The 16,091-nt window shown below is 74.2% G+C and carries 17 protein-coding genes; 6 read left to right on the top strand and 11 right to left on the bottom strand.

All coding sequences use genetic code 11. The annotated features are described in order from the left end of the window. The first annotated feature begins 183 nt into the window (after positions 1-183). Positions 184-963, top strand: coding sequence for a hemerythrin domain-containing protein (locus tag ACFC1F_RS28890; protein ID WP_209416647.1), 780 nt, complete (start codon positions 184-186; stop codon positions 961-963). 43 nt (positions 964-1,006) lie between these two features. After that, entirely contained in the window at positions 1,007-1,522 is a 516-nt protein-coding gene (locus tag ACFC1F_RS28895; protein ID WP_376162618.1) for a TetR/AcrR family transcriptional regulator C-terminal domain-containing protein, read from the top strand. Between the two features lie 138 nt (positions 1,523-1,660). Here the strand turns inward: ACFC1F_RS28895 and ACFC1F_RS28900 are convergent, their stop codons facing one another. From ACFC1F_RS28900 to ACFC1F_RS28910, 3 genes are all read right to left on the bottom strand, one after another. After that, positions 1,661-2,254 (bottom strand): DUF6891 domain-containing protein, encoded by a 594-nt coding sequence (locus ACFC1F_RS28900; RefSeq protein WP_376162620.1) that lies wholly within the window; start codon positions 2,252-2,254, stop codon positions 1,661-1,663. Between the two features lie 243 nt (positions 2,255-2,497). Beyond that, the gene (locus ACFC1F_RS28905; protein ID WP_376162622.1) at positions 2,498-3,043 is read right to left on the bottom strand and encodes an FHA domain-containing protein; all 546 of its coding nucleotides are present in this window, start codon (positions 3,041-3,043) and stop codon (positions 2,498-2,500) included. A gap of 56 nt (positions 3,044-3,099) precedes the next feature. Beyond that, positions 3,100-3,651: a DUF1697 domain-containing protein gene (locus ACFC1F_RS28910; RefSeq protein ID WP_376162624.1), complete on the bottom strand. Its 552-nt coding sequence runs from the start codon at positions 3,649-3,651 to the stop codon at positions 3,100-3,102. 79 nt (positions 3,652-3,730) lie between these two features. Here ACFC1F_RS28910 and ACFC1F_RS28915 point away from each other — a divergent pair, with 79 nt between their 5' ends. Next, a complete protein-coding gene (locus ACFC1F_RS28915; RefSeq protein WP_376162626.1) occupies positions 3,731-4,201 on the top strand; it encodes a pyridoxamine 5'-phosphate oxidase family protein in 471 nt (156 codons plus the stop codon). 122 nt (positions 4,202-4,323) lie between these two features. Here ACFC1F_RS28915 and ACFC1F_RS28920 read toward each other — a convergent pair whose 3' ends face one another. Next, positions 4,324-4,689, bottom strand: a complete 366-nt coding sequence (locus ACFC1F_RS28920; protein ID WP_148645418.1) for an arsenate reductase family protein — start codon at positions 4,687-4,689, stop codon at positions 4,324-4,326. A 142-nt stretch (positions 4,690-4,831) separates the two neighbouring features. On the opposite strand from ACFC1F_RS28920, the gene ACFC1F_RS28925 reads away from it, so the two are divergent. From ACFC1F_RS28925 to ACFC1F_RS28935, 3 genes are all read left to right on the top strand, one after another. Continuing rightward, positions 4,832-6,049: a cytochrome P450 gene (locus ACFC1F_RS28925; RefSeq protein ID WP_376162628.1), complete on the top strand. Its 1,218-nt coding sequence runs from the start codon at positions 4,832-4,834 to the stop codon at positions 6,047-6,049. 190 nt (positions 6,050-6,239) lie between these two features. Then, positions 6,240-7,382 carry a PP2C family protein-serine/threonine phosphatase gene (locus ACFC1F_RS28930; protein ID WP_376162630.1) on the top strand — a complete coding sequence of 381 codons (1,143 nt, stop codon included), beginning with the start codon at positions 6,240-6,242 and terminating at the stop codon, positions 7,380-7,382. Positions 7,383-7,846: 464 nt separating this feature from the next. After that, complete coding sequence (locus ACFC1F_RS28935; protein ID WP_376162632.1) at positions 7,847-8,134, top strand: amphi-Trp domain-containing protein; 288 nt, start codon at positions 7,847-7,849, stop codon at positions 8,132-8,134. Between the two features lie 98 nt (positions 8,135-8,232). On the opposite strand, the gene ACFC1F_RS28940 is transcribed toward ACFC1F_RS28935, so the two are convergent. The 7 genes from ACFC1F_RS28940 to ACFC1F_RS28970 all read right to left on the bottom strand — a co-directional run bounded on the left by ACFC1F_RS28940 (position 8,233) and on the right by ACFC1F_RS28970 (position 16,085). After that, positions 8,233-8,802 (bottom strand): phosphatase PAP2 family protein, encoded by a 570-nt coding sequence (locus ACFC1F_RS28940; protein ID WP_376162634.1) that lies wholly within the window; start codon positions 8,800-8,802, stop codon positions 8,233-8,235. After that, on the bottom strand, positions 8,795-10,150 hold the full coding sequence (locus tag ACFC1F_RS28945) for a diacylglycerol/lipid kinase family protein (protein ID WP_376162636.1): 1,356 nt from the start codon (positions 10,148-10,150) through the stop codon (positions 8,795-8,797). The genes ACFC1F_RS28940 and ACFC1F_RS28945 overlap by 8 nt, the downstream gene beginning before the upstream one ends. Before the next feature lie 446 nt (positions 10,151-10,596). Then, positions 10,597-11,064, bottom strand: coding sequence for a MarR family transcriptional regulator (locus tag ACFC1F_RS28950; RefSeq protein WP_376162638.1), 468 nt, complete (start codon positions 11,062-11,064; stop codon positions 10,597-10,599). Between the two features lie 77 nt (positions 11,065-11,141). After that, entirely contained in the window at positions 11,142-12,452 is a 1,311-nt protein-coding gene (locus ACFC1F_RS28955) for an SgcJ/EcaC family oxidoreductase (RefSeq protein ID WP_376162639.1), read from the bottom strand. A 228-nt stretch (positions 12,453-12,680) separates the two neighbouring features. Then, positions 12,681-13,904, bottom strand: a complete 1,224-nt coding sequence (locus ACFC1F_RS28960; RefSeq protein ID WP_376162641.1) for an MFS transporter — start codon at positions 13,902-13,904, stop codon at positions 12,681-12,683. Between the two features lie 143 nt (positions 13,905-14,047). Next, on the bottom strand, positions 14,048-14,707 hold the full coding sequence (locus tag ACFC1F_RS28965) for a hemerythrin domain-containing protein (protein ID WP_376162643.1): 660 nt from the start codon (positions 14,705-14,707) through the stop codon (positions 14,048-14,050). 490 nt (positions 14,708-15,197) lie between these two features. Continuing rightward, the gene (locus ACFC1F_RS28970) at positions 15,198-16,085 is read right to left on the bottom strand and encodes a LysR family transcriptional regulator (RefSeq protein ID WP_376162644.1); all 888 of its coding nucleotides are present in this window, start codon (positions 16,083-16,085) and stop codon (positions 15,198-15,200) included. Positions 16,086-16,091 lie beyond the last annotated feature (6 nt).

A 16,091-nucleotide genomic window follows, 5' to 3' on the forward strand; every position in this document is an offset into this window, starting at 1 on the left:
GGGCCGGGCCGTCGGCTTCGGCGCCGGGCCCTCCGGGGCGCCCACAGGGCGCTGACCTGCACGTCAATCGGACATTGATTCGGCTCTGATCGACTACGGCCACTGTGGTGGGACCGCCTACCGCCAGCCGCGAATCCGCCCATGGCGATTCCACCAGCCGTGCCAAGTCGTGAAGAGAGTGCCATGCCGAGCCATCTGCTGCCCGTAGCGTCCCCGCCCGCAGCCCCCGCCCAGGGGGGCTCCGACCGTGAGCACGCCGCCGGCGAGGAGCCGCAGGCCGTCCGGTTCGCCGGACTGCGGCTCGTGCACGCCGCGCTCCGCCGCGACCTGGCGCGGCTGCCCAACTCGCTGCGGCTGCTCCAGCCCGGCGAGGACGACAAGGGCGAGGCGCTGCTGCGGCACTGGCACTTCGTCAACGCGATGCTGACCTGCCACCACGAGCAGCAGGACACCCGGATCTGGCCGATCGTCCGCCGCTTCGCGCCCGAGCTGCGGCTGCTGCTCAACTGGCTGGAGGCGGACCACCACAACCTCGACCACTCGTTCACCCGGGTCAGCACCCTGGTCCGGATCGCCAGCCGGGACGCGGGCAGCGCCTGGCCGGTCGCCTACGCGATGGAGGACCTCGCGGCCCGGCTGGAGACCCACCTGCGGATCGAGGAGCGCCAGCTGCTGCCGCGGATGGAGCTGGTGTTCACGGAGACCTCCCGGGTCGGCAGCCTGCCCGAGCTGCTGGACCTGCTGCGCTCCGCCGACGGCCCCGGCACCGCGGACGCGCTCGCCTGGCTGCTGGACGGCGTCGAGCCGGCGCTGGTCGAGCGGCTGATCGCGGACTGCGACGACGACGTGGCCCGCAACTGGCCGCACTGGCAGTCCACCTACCAGCGCTGCACCGCGCAGCTCTGGGGCCGGGCCGACATCCGGGACGGCGCCGCGGGCATCCTGGGAGGCGCCGCCGAGTGACCGGCGGCCGCTTTTTCGGGCCGATGATCTACGCGCGTGGCATATGCCCCTGCCACCTGCCCGGGGGATGCAGGCGCTGCTGGACGAGATGGCCACCGAGATGCTCCGCCGGATGTCCGCCGGGCCCGCCGCCCTGCCGGACTCCTGGCAGGAGGCGCCGGCCGGAACCTGTCGCGGCCTGCGCACCGCCCTGCTCGGCTACCGGGACGGCGCCAAGGTCTTCAGCGGCACCAGGCTCACCGACCAGGGCCACGCCGAGGGCCAGCACGCCCTGCTCGGCGTCCTCACCCGGGCCGGCTTCGAACTCGCCGATGCCGTGCAGGCGTTCACCACCGGGTACGCGTACACCATCGGCTTCGTGATCGAGGAGCAGGCCGTCCACCCCGTGCCGGGGGAGCGGGCGCCCGGCTACGACGCGGAGCAGCGGGCCGCCGCGATCGATCCCGCGTACGAGCTGGCCGCCGCCGCGGGGCAGGACTTCTTCGGGGACTTCGAGCCGCGCTTCGAGCGCGGCCTCGCCGTCGTGGTGGCCGGCGTCGAGCGGGTCCTCGGCCCTTAGGCTCCCCGGGCCCCCGGCCCCATCGGGTCTTTCTCCCCCCGGCCGGCTCCCGGGTCGTCGACCCCGGCCGGCCCCCTCGGGCTTCGCCTCCGGCCGGCCCCAGGGGCGGCCCGCCGCCGGGCGGCGGGCCGTCGACGGCTACTCGGGCAGCCGGTTGAGCCAGGTCAGCGGGGTGACCGCGATGGCCTTGGCCGGCGAGCCGTCCCACTCCACCGGCAGGCCGGCCGCCTCCAGGGCCGCCACCACCTCGCGGCCGATCTCCACCGTGCGCCGCTCCGCCGACTCCTTGGTCTCGCCCTCGGCCCGGAACCCGCCGTACCGCAGCATCAGCCCGTGCCCGGCGGCCGCGCTCTCGGTGTCCTGCTGGTGGAAGAAGACGAAGCCGCGCGAGTCCGCCTCGGCCTCGCCGCCGATTTCGTGGTAGCCGCAGTTCGCGCAGCAGGTGAAGTCCATCGCCGCGACGATGCCCTGATCCTCCAGGGCGTCGAACGCCTCCTCCAGCCGGTCCACGTCGGTCGTCTCCGGCCAGGACGCCTGCTCGGCCAGCCGCTCCCGCCAGAGCGGGGCGACGATCTCCTCGGCGTCCTCCTCCTCCAGCCCCTGGTCCTCGAACTCGTCGACCAGGGACTCGGCTATCTCGTCCTGCTCCTGGAAGCCGCACCGGATCAACTCGCGGGCACGCTCCTCGGCCTCGCGCCGTACGTCGAAGGTGAGCTCGGTCTCCTGGTTCATGACCGCATCCTCGCACCGGCCACCGACACCCGCTCCGCCGGGCCCCCGGGTACGGTCGTCCGCCGGTGACCTCGCTGCCTGAAAGGCCCCTGACGAACGGTCCGACATCCGCCCGACAGCCCGCCCGGTGGCCAGAGTTGACGGCCCGACGGCTGATCCGGGATCGCCGACGCGGGGTCGGTGGCCCGTCAGGCCGCCTCCGCGTCCGGGGAGTTCCGCGCCGACTCCCGGCCGGGGGTGGGCTCAGCCTGAGGCGAGCCGGAACTCCAGGTTGCCGAAGCGGACCTGGTCGCCCGGGCGCACCCGGACCCCGCCCGCGATCCGCAGGCCGTTCACATGGGTGCCGTTGGTCGAGCCGAGGTCGTACAGCACCCAGTCGGCGCCCTCCCGCCGCAGCTCGGCGTGGTTGCGCGAGACCGAGATGTCGTGCAGCCGCAGCCCGGACCCGGGGACCCGTCCGATCGTCAACTTCCGTTCCCCCGACTGCGGCAGGCTCAGTCCGGGCAGCCGCTCGATCCGCCACGCCCCGCGCAGTCGTACGCCGAACGCCGAGACCTGGCCGACCGTCCGCAGCAGGAAGCGCCCGACCGGGTTCCCGGCCGGCAGGCCCGCCATCGCCTGGTCCAGCTCGGCCCGCGTGCCGGCCTGCAGCACGAGCTCCATCCGGCCGAGGAAGGTGTCGTGCGAGAGCCGGCCGCTGCCCGCACCCTCCCGCAGCACTCCGAGCGCGTGCTCGCGCTCGACCTCGGACGGCCGGACCACGTGGGTCCGGATCTCAGGAGACGTCATGGCCCGATTGTCGGCTCACCGGCCCCCACCTGTCCAGATTGCGGTCCTGCGCCGCGTCAGCTCCTCCTGGCGGCGGCCAGGATCTTGACGGTGGTGTGCAGGAACCGTGCGGTGGCAGAGCCCCGGTAGGACCTGCCGAAGAGCTTGGCGGGGGCGTTCCACCGTCCGTCCCGGAGATGGACCACCACGTAGGCGGTGCCGTCGTCGGCGCCGATCACCTCGTAGTCGCCCTTGGGGGAGGTGTACGGGACGGGGAAGTCCGCCGGCAGCGGTTCGGAGAGGAAGTTGACCACCAGCCGGATGTCCGGCGTGACCTCGATGCCCGCGAACGGCTCGGCGACGAGCAGCGCTTCGACCTCCTCCACGGTGCGCAGCATCACCGGGACGGGGTAGCCGAGCGCCTCCGTCAGGTGCTGCTCGATGCGCCCGGCGAGCGCGGCGCGGTCCGGCTCGTCGGTGGTGAAGAAGACGTTGCCGCTCTGGATGTACGAGCGCACGTCGCCGAGGCCCAACTCGCCGAACAGGGCCCGCAGCCGTTCCATCTTCACCGTCCGGCCGCTGACGTTGACGGCCCGCAGGAAGGCGATGTACGTGGTCGTGGTGGTCACCGGGCCAGTCTGGCACCGGCCACCGACGAACGCCGCGGCCGCACCGGCGGTTGTCGGCCCCCGGTGCCAGACTGACGCCATGGCTACCTGGCAGGATTTCGAGCACGAGGAACCCGATCTGGCCTCCGCCGTGCGGGCCCGTTTCGAGGCCAACAAGCACCACGTCCTGGCGACGCTGCGCAAGGACGGTTCACCCCGGGTGAGCGGCACCGAGGTGGAGTTCGTCGGCGCCGACCTCACCCTCGGGTCGATGTTCGGCGCGGTGAAGGCCCGCGACCTCCAGCGGGACGGCCGCTTCGCGCTGCACGCCCACCCGGGCGACGAGACGATGGAGGGCGGGGACTCCAAGGTCTCCGGCCGCGCCGTCGAGATCACCGACGAGGTCGAGCTGGCCGCCTGGGAGGCCGATCTCCCGGAGCCGCCGCCCGGCCCGTTCCACGCCTTCCGGCTGGAGCTGGAGCAGGTGGTGCACACCACCGTGGGCGAGGACCACCTGTGGATCACGTCCTGGCGCCCGGGCGAGCCGGTGAAGCGCATCCAGCGGCACTGAGGCGGCAGGCGGCACCGGCGGCGGCACTGAGAGCGGCACTGACGGAGGTAGCGGCGGAGGTACCGGCGGAGGCGGAGGCACCGACGGAGGGGAGCCCCGCCACCGGTGCCCCCCGGCCGGGATCAGCCCCGCTGCGGCAGGACCGACTTGAGGGCGTCGGGCGTCCGGGCGACCACGGCGTGGCCGTCGTCCGCGGTGATGATCGGGCGCTGGATCAGGATCGGGTGCGAGGCCATCGCCGCGATCCAGCGGGCCCGGTCGCCCGGCTCCCTGGTCCACTTCTTCATCCCGAGGTCCTTGGCGGACTGCTCGTCGAGCCTGGTGATGTCCCACGGCTCCAGACCCAGCCGCTCCAGCACCTGCTCCAGCTCGGCAGCGGTCGGCGGGTCCTCCAGGTAGCGCCGCACGGTGTACTCGGCGCCCACGGCCTCCAGCTCGCCGAGCGCCGTTCGGCACTTCCCGCAGCGCGGGTTGATCCAGATCTCCATACGGCCAGCGTACCGACCGCCCGCCCCGGCGCAGGCGAACCGGAGTCGGGCCGGGCACGGCCGGCCGGGGCCGCACGGGAACTTCCCTCCGCCCGCGGAGGGTTGAGAGGCCAGGGCTCGGGACTCGGGAGGGGAGCACCGGATGGACGGCGCATCGATCATCGAGCAGCTGATGACCGGCGAGGGCAGGGCGGACCCGTACCCGCTCTACGCGCGGGCGCACGGGCTGGGCGCGGCCGCCACCGCCGGGCCGGGCACCGTCCTGGCCATCGGGCACGCCGCCGCGAGCCAGGTGCTGCGCAACCCGGCCTTCGCGCTGGAGGACACCGAGACGCTGCTGCTGTCCGACCCGCTCCTCGCCCGGCACTCCTCGGTCACCCTGCTCGGCCGCTCGATCCTCCAGCGCAACGCGCCCGACCACGGTCGGGTCCGCTCGTTGATCGCCTCGGCGTTCAACGCCCGCCGGGTGGCCGCACTGCGGCCCGCCGTGGTGGCGGCCACCGGCCGGCTGCTGGAGGGCATGGCGGAGAGCGGCGCGGACGGCTCGCCCGTCGACTTCATGGACGCCTTCGCCTTCCGGCTGCCGGTCGAGGTGATCTGCGAGCTGCTCGGCGTCCCCGGGCCGGACCGCTTCCGCTTCCGCGGCCTTGCCGGGGACCTCACCATCGCGCTGGAGCTGGTGCAGGACCTCGACGAGCTCACCGCCGCCGACGAGGCCGCCGACGAGCTGTCCGGCTACTTCACGGAGCTGGTCGCGCAGCGCCTGGCCCACCCCCGGGACGACCTGGTCAGCGACCTCGCCCGGACCGCCGCGGACGCCCCCGGCCGGATCTCCGGCGCCGAGCTGCTGGCCAACCTGGTGCTGCTGCTGGTGGCCGGCTTCGAGACCACCACCAACCTGCTGGGCAACGGGCTCGCCCTGCTCTTCCGCCACCCGGCGGTGATGGACGGCCTGCGGACCGGCTCGGTAGCCCCCGCGCTGCTCACCGACGAGGTGCTCCGCCACGACTCGCCGGTCCAGCTCACCGTGCGGGTCGCGGCCGCCGAGGGGCTCGCCGTGGGCGGCGTGCCGACGCCGCCCGGGACCGTGGTCGTGGTCCTGCTGGGCGCGGCCAACCACGACCCGGCCCGCTACCACCGCCCGGAGCTGTTCGACCCGGGCCGCACCGACAGTCAGCCGCTCAGCTTCGGCGGCGGCCCGCACTACTGCCTGGGCTCCCAGCTGGCCCGGCTGGAGGCGGAGGTCGCCGTGCCGGCCCTGCTGGACCGCTTCCCCCGGCTGGCCCCCGGCGGCGTGTCCACCCGCCGGGACCGCCTGGTCCTGCGCGGCTACGAGACCCTGCCGGTCACCGTGCGCTGACCCCGGCCGGTCACCCTGCGCTGACCCCGGCCGGGCGCCGCGGAGACCGGGGGCGTTCGGCCCCTGCGGCCGGGACCACCGCAAGGCGCCGCCGCGCTGCCGTTGGGGGAGCATGGAAGGGCGAACCGGTCGTCCCGGAGCGGTCCGCCCCGGACCGGTGCCCCCACCGGCCGGCCAGGAGGTCTCCGTCGTGCCCGCAGCTCCCCGCCCGCCGAACCCGGTGGCCGAGGACCCGAAACCGCCACGCTGGGTGGCCTGGCTCCCGGCGGTCCTGGTGATCCTCGACCTGGCGGCCGAGGCGGTCGTCCCGGACGCCGTCGCGGCCGGTTTCCTGCTGACCGCGCTGCCGGTCGTGGTGGCGTTCAGCTACGGCCCGGCCGTCACCGCGGGCGCCACGGCCGGCACCCTCGCCCTCCAGCTGCTGCTGGCCCATCGCGCCGGGCACCTGGGCGAGCAGCACCACGTCTGGGTGTACATCTCCACGCTGCTCGCCGGGGTGATGGGCACCGCCCTGTCCTGGCAGCGGATCCGGCAGGGCCGCACCCTGCTGCGCGCCCGTACGGTGGCCGAGACGCTGCAACGGACCGTCCTGCGCCCCGTCCCCGAACGGGCCGGCGGGCTGCGGGTGGCGGGCCTGTACCGCCCGGCCGAGGCCGAGGTGCTGGTCGGCGGCGACCTCTACGAGGTCTGCGACACCCGCTTCGGCGCCCGGGTGCTGCTGGGTGACGTCCGCGGCAAGGGCCTCGGCGCGGTCCGGACGGTGGCGGACGTGCTCGGTGCCTTCCGGGCGACCGCCCACGACACCGCCGGCCTGGTCGAACTGGCCGAGCAGCTGGACCGCGCGGTGCTGCGCGACGCGGCCGCCCGGGGCGACGAGGAGCTGTTCGTGACCGCCGTCCTGCTCCAGTACCGGGCCGGCGCGGAGTACGTGGAGATCGTCAACCGGGGCCACGTCACGCCGCTGCTGCTCTCCGGCCACACCGTCACACCGGTGCGCTGCCCGTTCGAGCTGCCGCTCGGCCTCGGCAGCCTCGGCCGGGCCGCGCCCGGTGGGCCGGGCGCGGCCGCCGTGTCCGAGGTGCGGGCCGTGCCCGAGGTGCCGACCGGGCCCGCGGCCGTGGCCCTCCCGCCCGGCCACACCCTGCTGCTCTACACCGACGGAGTGAGCGAGGCCCGTGACGCCGCCGGCGCCTTCTACCCGCTGGCCCGCCGCCTGGCCACACTCGGCACGACCGCCCCGGACCGCCTGGTCGCCTTCCTCGCCCACGACGTCCACGCCTACGCCGGCGCGCTCGCCGACGACCTCGCCGTCCTCGCCCTCGCCCGGGACTGACCACTGCCGGGACCGACCGTGGCCGGGACCGACCACTGCCGGGACCGACCACTGCCGGCATCGGCCGTGGCGGTGTCGTCCCACCTCGTCCGCGTCACGCCGCCCGGTACACCACGGCGAGGCGGACAGATCGATTTCCTCCCACGGGTGGGGGATGCTGGGAAGCGGCCTTCAACCGGTCGAGCGCGGCCGGTCCCGCCCGGGTGGCCGGCTCGGACTCCCGGCCCCGCCTTCGCGGGGAGGACACGGACGGTGGCGTCACCGGCGTGGAGCCGGAGGCCCTCGGCACCGAGGAGGTATCGGTGTCCGGGAGCCTCGGCGGAGAGGCCGGCGGTTCGACCGGCGAGGGCGGCACGGTCCGGGTGCGGCTCCGCGAGCCCGGGCCCCCGGGGCCGGGAACATCCGCGAGGCAGATCGGCGCGGCTCTTCGGGGCGTGCGATCCCACCGAGGGTTGGAGGAAGTCGTGAAGGACCTCAAGTTCGAGCAGAAGAAGTCGTTGTCGCGCCTTGAGGCCGCGGACCTGCTGTCGGCGATCGCCGACGCGCTGCGGCACGGCGATGGTGCCAAGCTGGATTTCGGCCCCGGGACGGTGAGCCTGCGGATCCCCGAGGAACTCCGCAGTGAGATCGAGATCGAGGTCGGCGATGGCCAGCTCGAACTCGAAGTCGAGCTCAAGTGGCCGGTCCCGTCGGCCGGTACGGGTTCGCCGCGGGCGGCGACCGGCCCGCAGGACGAGTCCTCACCGGGCTGAGGCGGGTTGGGATCCCGCCCGGCCGGGGCGCCCGCCGCAGATCGCCCGAGCCCCCGGCCGGTCACCGGCCGGGGTGCCGAAGCCCCTGGAATCCGCCGTCACCGGCAGGGGGGCTTCGGCGCCCAGTGGTTCGCGCCGGCCGTCACGGCGGCGGCGCTGGCGATGCCGATCAGCGCCCCGACCGCCACGTCGCCCGGGTAGTGGACTCCGGTGTGGACGCGGGAGTACCCGACCGCGCAGGCGAGCGCGCCGAGGGGGACCGCGAGCGCGGGAAGAGCGGATCCGGTGACCACCGCGAAGGCGACCGCGGCGGCGGTGTGCCCGGAGGGGAGGGAGGGGGTGGAGGGCATGGGGACGTGGCGCTCGATGGTGCTCGCGGCCGCCAGGCGGTCGGGCCGTGGGCGTCGCACCAGCTGCTTGACCACCAGGTTCGCGCCGGCCGAGGCCGTCCCGACGGCGAGGACGCCGAGCAGTGCCGCGCGCCGTGTCCGGCCGGGGCGTAGGGCGAGCAACCCGGCCGTGGCCAGGGAGAGCTTGGAGTGGTCGGCGGCGGACGACAGGCGTCGCAGGCCGCGGTCGAGTGTCGGGGTGTCGGTGGCGGCCACCGTGGCGTAGACGGCGCTGTCGAGGGCCATCAGGTCGCGCACCACGTCACGGGCGCTAGCCATCGGCGCGGTCCGACGTGGCCGGGGCCGACCGGGGCCGGCCGAGGGCCAGCGAGAGCAGTTCGCGCCAGTCGAGGGGCGGCGCCGCCGTCGGCGTACCGGGCCGGTTCCTGGGCACCAGGACCCGCAGCGCACCGGGGCGGATGCCGCAGGTGACGGGGGTGGGCAGCCGGAGCGCTTCACCGTCGACGGCGATCGGGATGACGTCCGTGTCCGAGACCACGGTGACCTCGGGAGACGTCAGGACGCTCAGCCCGGGAGCCCGGGCGCCGCGGAGAGCGACCTGCGCCGCCTGTGCGGCGTTGCTCACGTGGATCCCGACGACACCCAGGGTGCCGAGGTCGAGCCGGGGTCTGCGGGCGGCCAGGGCCGCGGGGGTGGGCGCGGCGTAGGGGTTGTTGCTGATCAACAGGGCCTGCTGGGCCTCCAGACGGCCGGTTGCCGTCAGTGCGTCGACCAGGTGGCCGGTGTAGCCGTGCAGCAGGTCGGGCAGCGCGTCCAGGGTGGCTCCGGCTTTGGCGTCGCGGTACTCGGGGCTCTGTACGATCTGCGCGTACACCCCGAAGGAGACCGTGTTGACGAACGGCCGGCCGTCGACCGTGCCCAGGTCGACGCGCAGTTCCTCGCCGTCGCTGAGCGCGTCGAGGCACCGGTCGGGAGCGTCGCGGTCGAGGCCGAGGTCCATGGCGAAGTGGTTGCGGGTGCCGGCGCTGATCACCAGGAACGGCAGGTCGTGCTCGGCGGCGACCGCGGCCACGAGGGCCTGCGTGCCGTCGCCGCCGGCGACCCCGAGCAGGTCGGCGCCGTCGGCCACGGCGCGGCGGGCGATCGCCCCGACGTCCGTCCGGGTGGACGGGTCCAGCAGCACGACCCGCGCGCCGAGTGCCTCGGCCTTCTCCACCAGCCCGAAGCGTTCGACCTTGCCGCCCCCGGACTTCGGGTTCATGATCAGCACCGGATGCAGGGGAGCCCGGGACGGGACCGCCCGCATGCCCTGGGGCCTTCCGGTCACGCGCAGGGCCGCCCTGGCGCAGAGCCCCGCCGCCCCGAGGAGCAGGACGGCGGCCAGTGCGGCGGGCCACAGGTCCGCCCAGGCGTAGAGCACCAGCACGGCCGCGGGGGCGGCGAGGGTGAGCAGCGCCCCGACCACCCGCAGCGTGCCGTGCTGGGACACCACCCACCAGGTCCCGGCCGCTGCGACGACCAGGCAGGCCACCCCGACGACGACGATCAGCAGGCCGCCGCGCCCGCGTACGGCCACCAGGGCCACCAGTGCGCCCGCCAGGAAGCCCAGTGCCAGCCGCGCCAGCAGACGTCCCCGTGCGGCCGTGGGTGAATCGGTCGGGCCCATTGCGCTCCCTCCTGCCGTCCCGGACGGCGCCAGGTCGGCCCCCGTGGTGGGAGGTACGACAGGGTGGTGCCACCCGTGCCAGGATGTCCGCCACCGGCCGGCCCGGCACCCCGGTGAGGGCCGAACGGCGGACGGCCCTGCGGGTCCGCCCGCATCGCGGGCCCGCGATGCGGGACGGCGGCCTCCGCGCGACGGAAGCGCACACGCGGTTGCGTCCGATGGGCCGACAGCGCCGGCAACCTCCGGGTGGGCGGCCAGGCGTCGGATCTGCCCTCACGGCCGCTCCCCATCGGCACGAAACCCCTGGTCCGGCCACTTCGTCAGGTGGCCGGACCAGGGGTGTTCGTCCCAGCTGATCGGTCGGGCTGATCGGTCGGCCGACGGGCTGACCGGCTGCACCCCGCGCCGGCTCGCGAGGGGTGGGGGATCCGAGGCCCGTCGGCCCGTCAGGCCACCGTCCCGCCCGCGTTGCGGATCAGCTGCTGGAGCACCTTCACCGTGGTGACGTAGTCCGCGTCGTCGATGCCCTCGTGGAGGGCGGCGCGGATCGCGGGGGCATTGCGCGCCAGGTCGACCCGGGCTCGTTCCCCCTCCCCGGTGAGCCACAGGCGGTCCTCGCCGTCCCGCCTCAGCCAGCCGCGCTCGACGAGCACCGCGGACTCCGCCGCCAGGTCGTCCTCGGGCCGGAGGTAGGACCTCATGGCCTCCGTCAGCTCGGGCAGGGTCATCCCCTCGCCATCGGGTGAGATGTCGTTCGCCGACAGGTTGCGCAGCAGCCAGAACTGCGGCTGGGTGTAGCTCTTCTCGGCCTGCCGGGCCCGGGTGTACGCGATCAGCGCCTCGTAGGCGACACCGGTCCAGTAGGCGGCGGGCTGTCCGGCGAGTTCCGCATCGGACATCTGCTGGTGCGTCATGAAACCTTCCTCTGCTGTCACTTCGGGCGCTAAGCCTGCCGTGCAAGCCGCGCCTGCCCTGCAAGCCGTGCAGGTCGTCAGTCGACCGCCACGGTGTTCTGGGCGGCGCCGATGCGCCAGGTGCCGTCCTCCTTGACCACGATGTAGAAGGGGCGGCCCTCGGGCCGGTCGGTGATCCGGGCGCCGTCGTGGCGGACCGGCTGCTGGCGGACGTTCACCGCGGCGACGTCGGGCCGCAGGAAGAGCACGCGCTCGACGTCGTAGACGGCGGACGACTCGGCCGTCGCACCGGGCAGCACCTTCCGGGTGAAGGCCGCGATCTCCTCGAAGCCCGACAGCCGCTTGCCGTGGCCGGTGGTCCACACCGGGTCCTCCCGGCGGAAGACGCCCAGGAACCGGTCGACCAGCTCGTTCCGCTGGGCGTGCTCGACCTCGGCGACCAGGAGGCGGATCGCGGCCACCTCGGCGTCGGTCTCCGGGCCGTCGGGGGCGCCGAACACCTCGACCGGCCGGTACGAGCCGGACACCAGCTCGGTCAGCACGCCCGGCCGGCCCGGTCGCCAGCCGAGGGCGGTACGGGCGGCGGCGCCGCTGACGCTCTGGTCGAGGGCGAGCGCGTCCGCGAAGAGCGGGCCGAAGATTTCGGCAGCCTGCTCCGCCGGCACCGCGTGCGGGGTGGCGAGCACCCCGGCTGCCCGGCCGGCGGCCCGGGCGAGGTCACGGACCGGGACGGCCGACTCGCCGACGCCGTGCCAGACGGTGCCGGCCCCGGCCCGCTCGACGGCGGCCACGAACAGCTCGGCCAGGTCGTCCACGTGGACGGTCGGCCAGCGCACACCCTCCTCGCCGTAGTACTCGGGCACCTCCTGCCGGCGGGCCCGGTCGACGAGGATGGCGGGAATGCCGCCGCCGCGGCCGTACACGATGCCCGGCCGGACGACGACCGCGCGCACGCCCTCGGCGGCCTCGGCCAGCACCCGCTGCTCGATCCGCGGGCGGTAGCCGACGATGTCGATCGGGTTGGTCGGGCTCTCCTCGCCGACCTCCTGGGCCGTGCCGGTGGCGCCGAGCACCCAGACGCCGCTGGTGTAGACGAAGGGGCGGTCGGTGCCGCGCAGCGGAGCGGCGAGCGCCTCGACGGCGGCGGTGTCGACGTCGGCGTCGCCGCTCGGGGGAGCCAGGTGGATCACCGCCTCGATCTCGGAGGTCACCGCGCCGGCCAGCGAGGCCGGGTCGGCGGTGTCTCCGACCAACTGGGCGTGCCAGGCCCGGCCGGGCCGCGGCTCGGCGCCGCGGGTGAGCGCGACGACCTGGTGGCCGGCGGCGGTGAGGTGGTCGGTGACAGCGGAGCCGATGTAGCCGGTGGCACCGGTGAGCAGAACCTTCATGACATTCCCGTCTTGACGAACGAGGCGTTGCGTCTCGTCCGATGGCGTGGTGACGTGCTTCGAATCCGCGCAGTGCGCGCGGGGTTTCGTCCCAGAGATTGATCATTTGTCCGGCGATGCCGTGGATCGCCTCCTTCAGGACCTCCCCGGGGGTCGGGTGCGCGTGGATGTTGCGCGCCACCTCGTGGACGGCCAGGGCCCACGGCTGGGCGAGCGTCAGTTCGGGCGTCAGCCGGTAGTGCCGCGAGTCCGCCAGACGGTCAGGCTGGTCAGCAGGCCGACCGCCGCACCGACCCAGAGCGCGGCGGTGAGGGTGGCGGCGTCGACGACGAGACCGCCGAACAGGGCACCGAGGGCGATGGCGAGGTTGAACACCGAGGTGTTCAGGGCGGTGGCCGCCTCGGCCTCCCGGGGCGCCGACTGCAGGATCCAGGTCTGCACGCTCACCGGAACCCCGCCGAAGGCCAGGCCCCAGCCGATCAGCAGCGCGACGCCGCCGACGGGGCTGGTACCGACGATCGGGAACAGCGCCAGGATCACGGCGAGCAGCAGGCCGATGGCCGTGATCACGCGGCGGACGTCACGTCCCACCAGCGCGCCGGCCAGGAAGTTGCCGAGGATGCCGGCCGCGCCGAAGACGAGGAGGAGCGGGCCGACCATGCTCTGGCTGATGCCGGAGACGTCCTGCAGCACCGGGCTGACGAAGGTGAACGCCGCGAAGTGACCGCCCACCAGCAGGAACGTGGTCAGCACCCCGGCGCGGACGGCACGGTTGCGCAACTGCGCCCCGAGCGTGCGCAGCCGGACCGGGTCGCTCGCGGGCAGCGACGGCAGCAGGACGAGCAGGGCGCCCACGACGAGCAGGCCGAGGCCGCCGACGGTGGCGAACGCGGCCCGCCAGTTGCTGAACTCCCCGATCAGGGTTCCGGCCGGCACACCCAGGACATTGGCGGCCGTGGCGCCGCCGAACGTGATGGCGGTCGCACGGCCCACGTACGCGGCGGGCACCATGCGCACCGCGATCCCGGCGGCGAGCGCCCAGAAACCGCCGATGCTGATGCCGACCAGGAACCGCGAGGCGAGCAGGACGGTGAAGTCCGGGGCGAGCACGGACAACAGGTTGGCCCCGGCCATCAGGCCCAGCAGGACGATCAGGACCGTACGCCGGTCACCGCGCCGGATCAGCACGGGCAGCAGCGGCGCGGTGGCGGACGCGACGAGACCGGGCACGGTCACCATCAGGCCCGCCGTCCCCTCGGAGACGTCGAAGGAGCCGCCGATCGGAGTGAGCAGCCCCATCGGCAACTGCTCGGCGGTCACCATGGCGAAGGTGCCGACGGCCACCGCCGCCAGGGCGAGCCATCGTCGTAGCGGGACGACGGCCGGTAGACCGGGCCCGAGCGTCGGCACGTGGCCGGCGTCGGTGCCCTGGACGGGCTCGACGATGGTCATGAGGGAACTCCTTGTGTGGGATGGGCTGTGCGGGAACCGGTCCGCGGGCAGGGACCCGCCCGTGGACCGCGGGAGAGGAAGGGACGCCAACCCGCCGAGAACGGCGGAGGTCATCGGCGGAGGGCATCGGGGGAGGGCGGGGCTCAGGGCGGGGTGACGGTCAGGGCGCCCCGGGTACCCCACCGGTCGAGCACCGCGTAGGCGGGCTGCCACTGGTGCGCGTACGCGTGGTGCGCCGACTCGGGCAGGAGCTGCGTCAGAACGGCGGCCACGGTCCGCCCGGTGACGCCGTCCAGGAGCCAGGGCAGGATCCGTGCCGCGTCGGCCCCGATCCGCTGGGCGTGGACGCGCCCGAAGTGCTCCCACTGCTCCTTGCCCAGGATGATCTGGACCAGCGGGAAGACGGCTTCCTCCTCGTGGCGGAGGTGTCCGCGCAGACCGGTGACCAGCGAGCCGACGAGCTCGCCGAACAGGTCGATCCCGAGATCGGGGCCGGCCAGCGCCTGGTCGATCGCCTCGATCAGGAGGGCGAGCGAGGCGTGCTCGGCCTCGATCGCCTCCAGCCGCACCAGGGAGAAGGGGCGGCCGTCCAGGGCCTGGCGCAGCGAGGGCCACAGGGCGTCGTCCTCGGCGGTGTGGTGGGCGTGCAGAGCGCTCCGGAACAGCTCCCAGCCCGCGGCGCTGCGCAGGACGTTCCGGGGATCGGGGTGGGCGCGGGTGGCGGCTCGGGCAAGGTGGTGCAACTCCCTTCGCAAGGCGTTGTGCATCGCGTACGTCACGGTCATGTCGAACCTGTCTCGCACGTCTGTCTGACTCCTGGTGCCGGTGACCGGGTGAGCCCGTGTCAGGCAGTGGCGTCGTGACTGGTTCTCCGGAACAGGGCAGCGCAAAGCCACGCCTGACGAGCGGGACATCATGGAGAGGGCGGGGGCGGCGGGTTGGAACCGAGGCCCTCGACGAGCCCCCCGCCCGGGTGCCTCAAGCCTCCCTCGGGAGCCGTGTCCGGATCAACGCAGGCTTCGTGCGTCGATCGATAACCCGACCGTTATCGCTGTGCGGGAGCGGTGGTGGAACGACGCGACGGGGAGGACTTCCCGGCCTGGCGGATGAGCCGCACTCCGGTCGGGACGGCCGAACGGCTCCGTGCGGTCGGCGGCCTCGACGCACACCGCGCGGCTCCGCCGTCGGGCGGCGGGGCGGGCACTCCGCGGCAGCCGATCGCCACCTCGCCGGCGACGGCATCCTCACCTCGCGGCGGCAGCGGCGTCCTCGGCTCCGCAATGTGACGGCGCGTCAGAACCGGAACGTACCGAGTTCGCGCACGGTGTCGGCGAGCGCGCGGATCGGCTCGTTCTCGGCGTCGGTCCGCCAGACCAGGGCGTAGGAGAGCGTCGTCAGGTCCGGGACGGGTATCCAGCGGACGTTCGGCATGCCCCAGTGCCGGGTGACGTGGCTGGGGAAGCCGTGGATGATCTCGCCCATGCCGACCCGGTTGATCAGGTCCTCCGCGTCGGTCACGGGCCGACCGCGTTCGATCGTCCGGCCCCGGGGCGAGTGGAAGGGCAGGTAGCCGTCCTCCCAGTAGTCCGGCATGGCGGGTGGCATGGGGTGCGGGAAGTCGGCGAACATCTCCAGTCGCACCGACGTGCGCCGGGCGAGCTCGTGGTCGGCGGACACGCCGAGGATCCGGGGGTCCGTCAACAGGACCGGGCCGACGGTGAAGTCGGGTTCCTTCACGGGCAGCCAGACGACCAGGACGTCCAGGTCGCCGTCACGGAGCCGGCCGAACGGATCGATGTAGTTCAGCTGGCGGACCTCCAGCTCCCACTGCGGGCACCGGGAGCGGAACTCCCTCCAGTAGAAGTGCAGGTCGACGACGTTGAACGGCATCATGCCGACGCGGAGCCGGCCGGTGACGCCGCGGGCGGCGAGCCGGGCTCGTTCCAGGGACTCGTGCAGGCCCGCGTAGACCGGCTGCAGGTCGTCGCGCAGCTGGCGTCCGACGTCGGTCAGGCGCACGGTGCGGCTGGTGCGCTCGAACAGCGCGGCGCCGATGCGCCGCTCCTGTTTCTTGATCGCCTGGCTGACCCGGGCCTGGGAGACCCGGAGCCGCTCGGCGGTCCGGCCGAAGTGCAACTCCTCGGCCAGCACCAGGAAGATCTCGATGTCCCGCAGTTCCATCACGCC

It is taken from the genome of Kitasatospora sp. NPDC056181 (assembly GCF_042266225.1).
Classification (GTDB): Bacteria; Actinomycetota; Actinomycetes; order Streptomycetales; family Streptomycetaceae; genus Kitasatospora.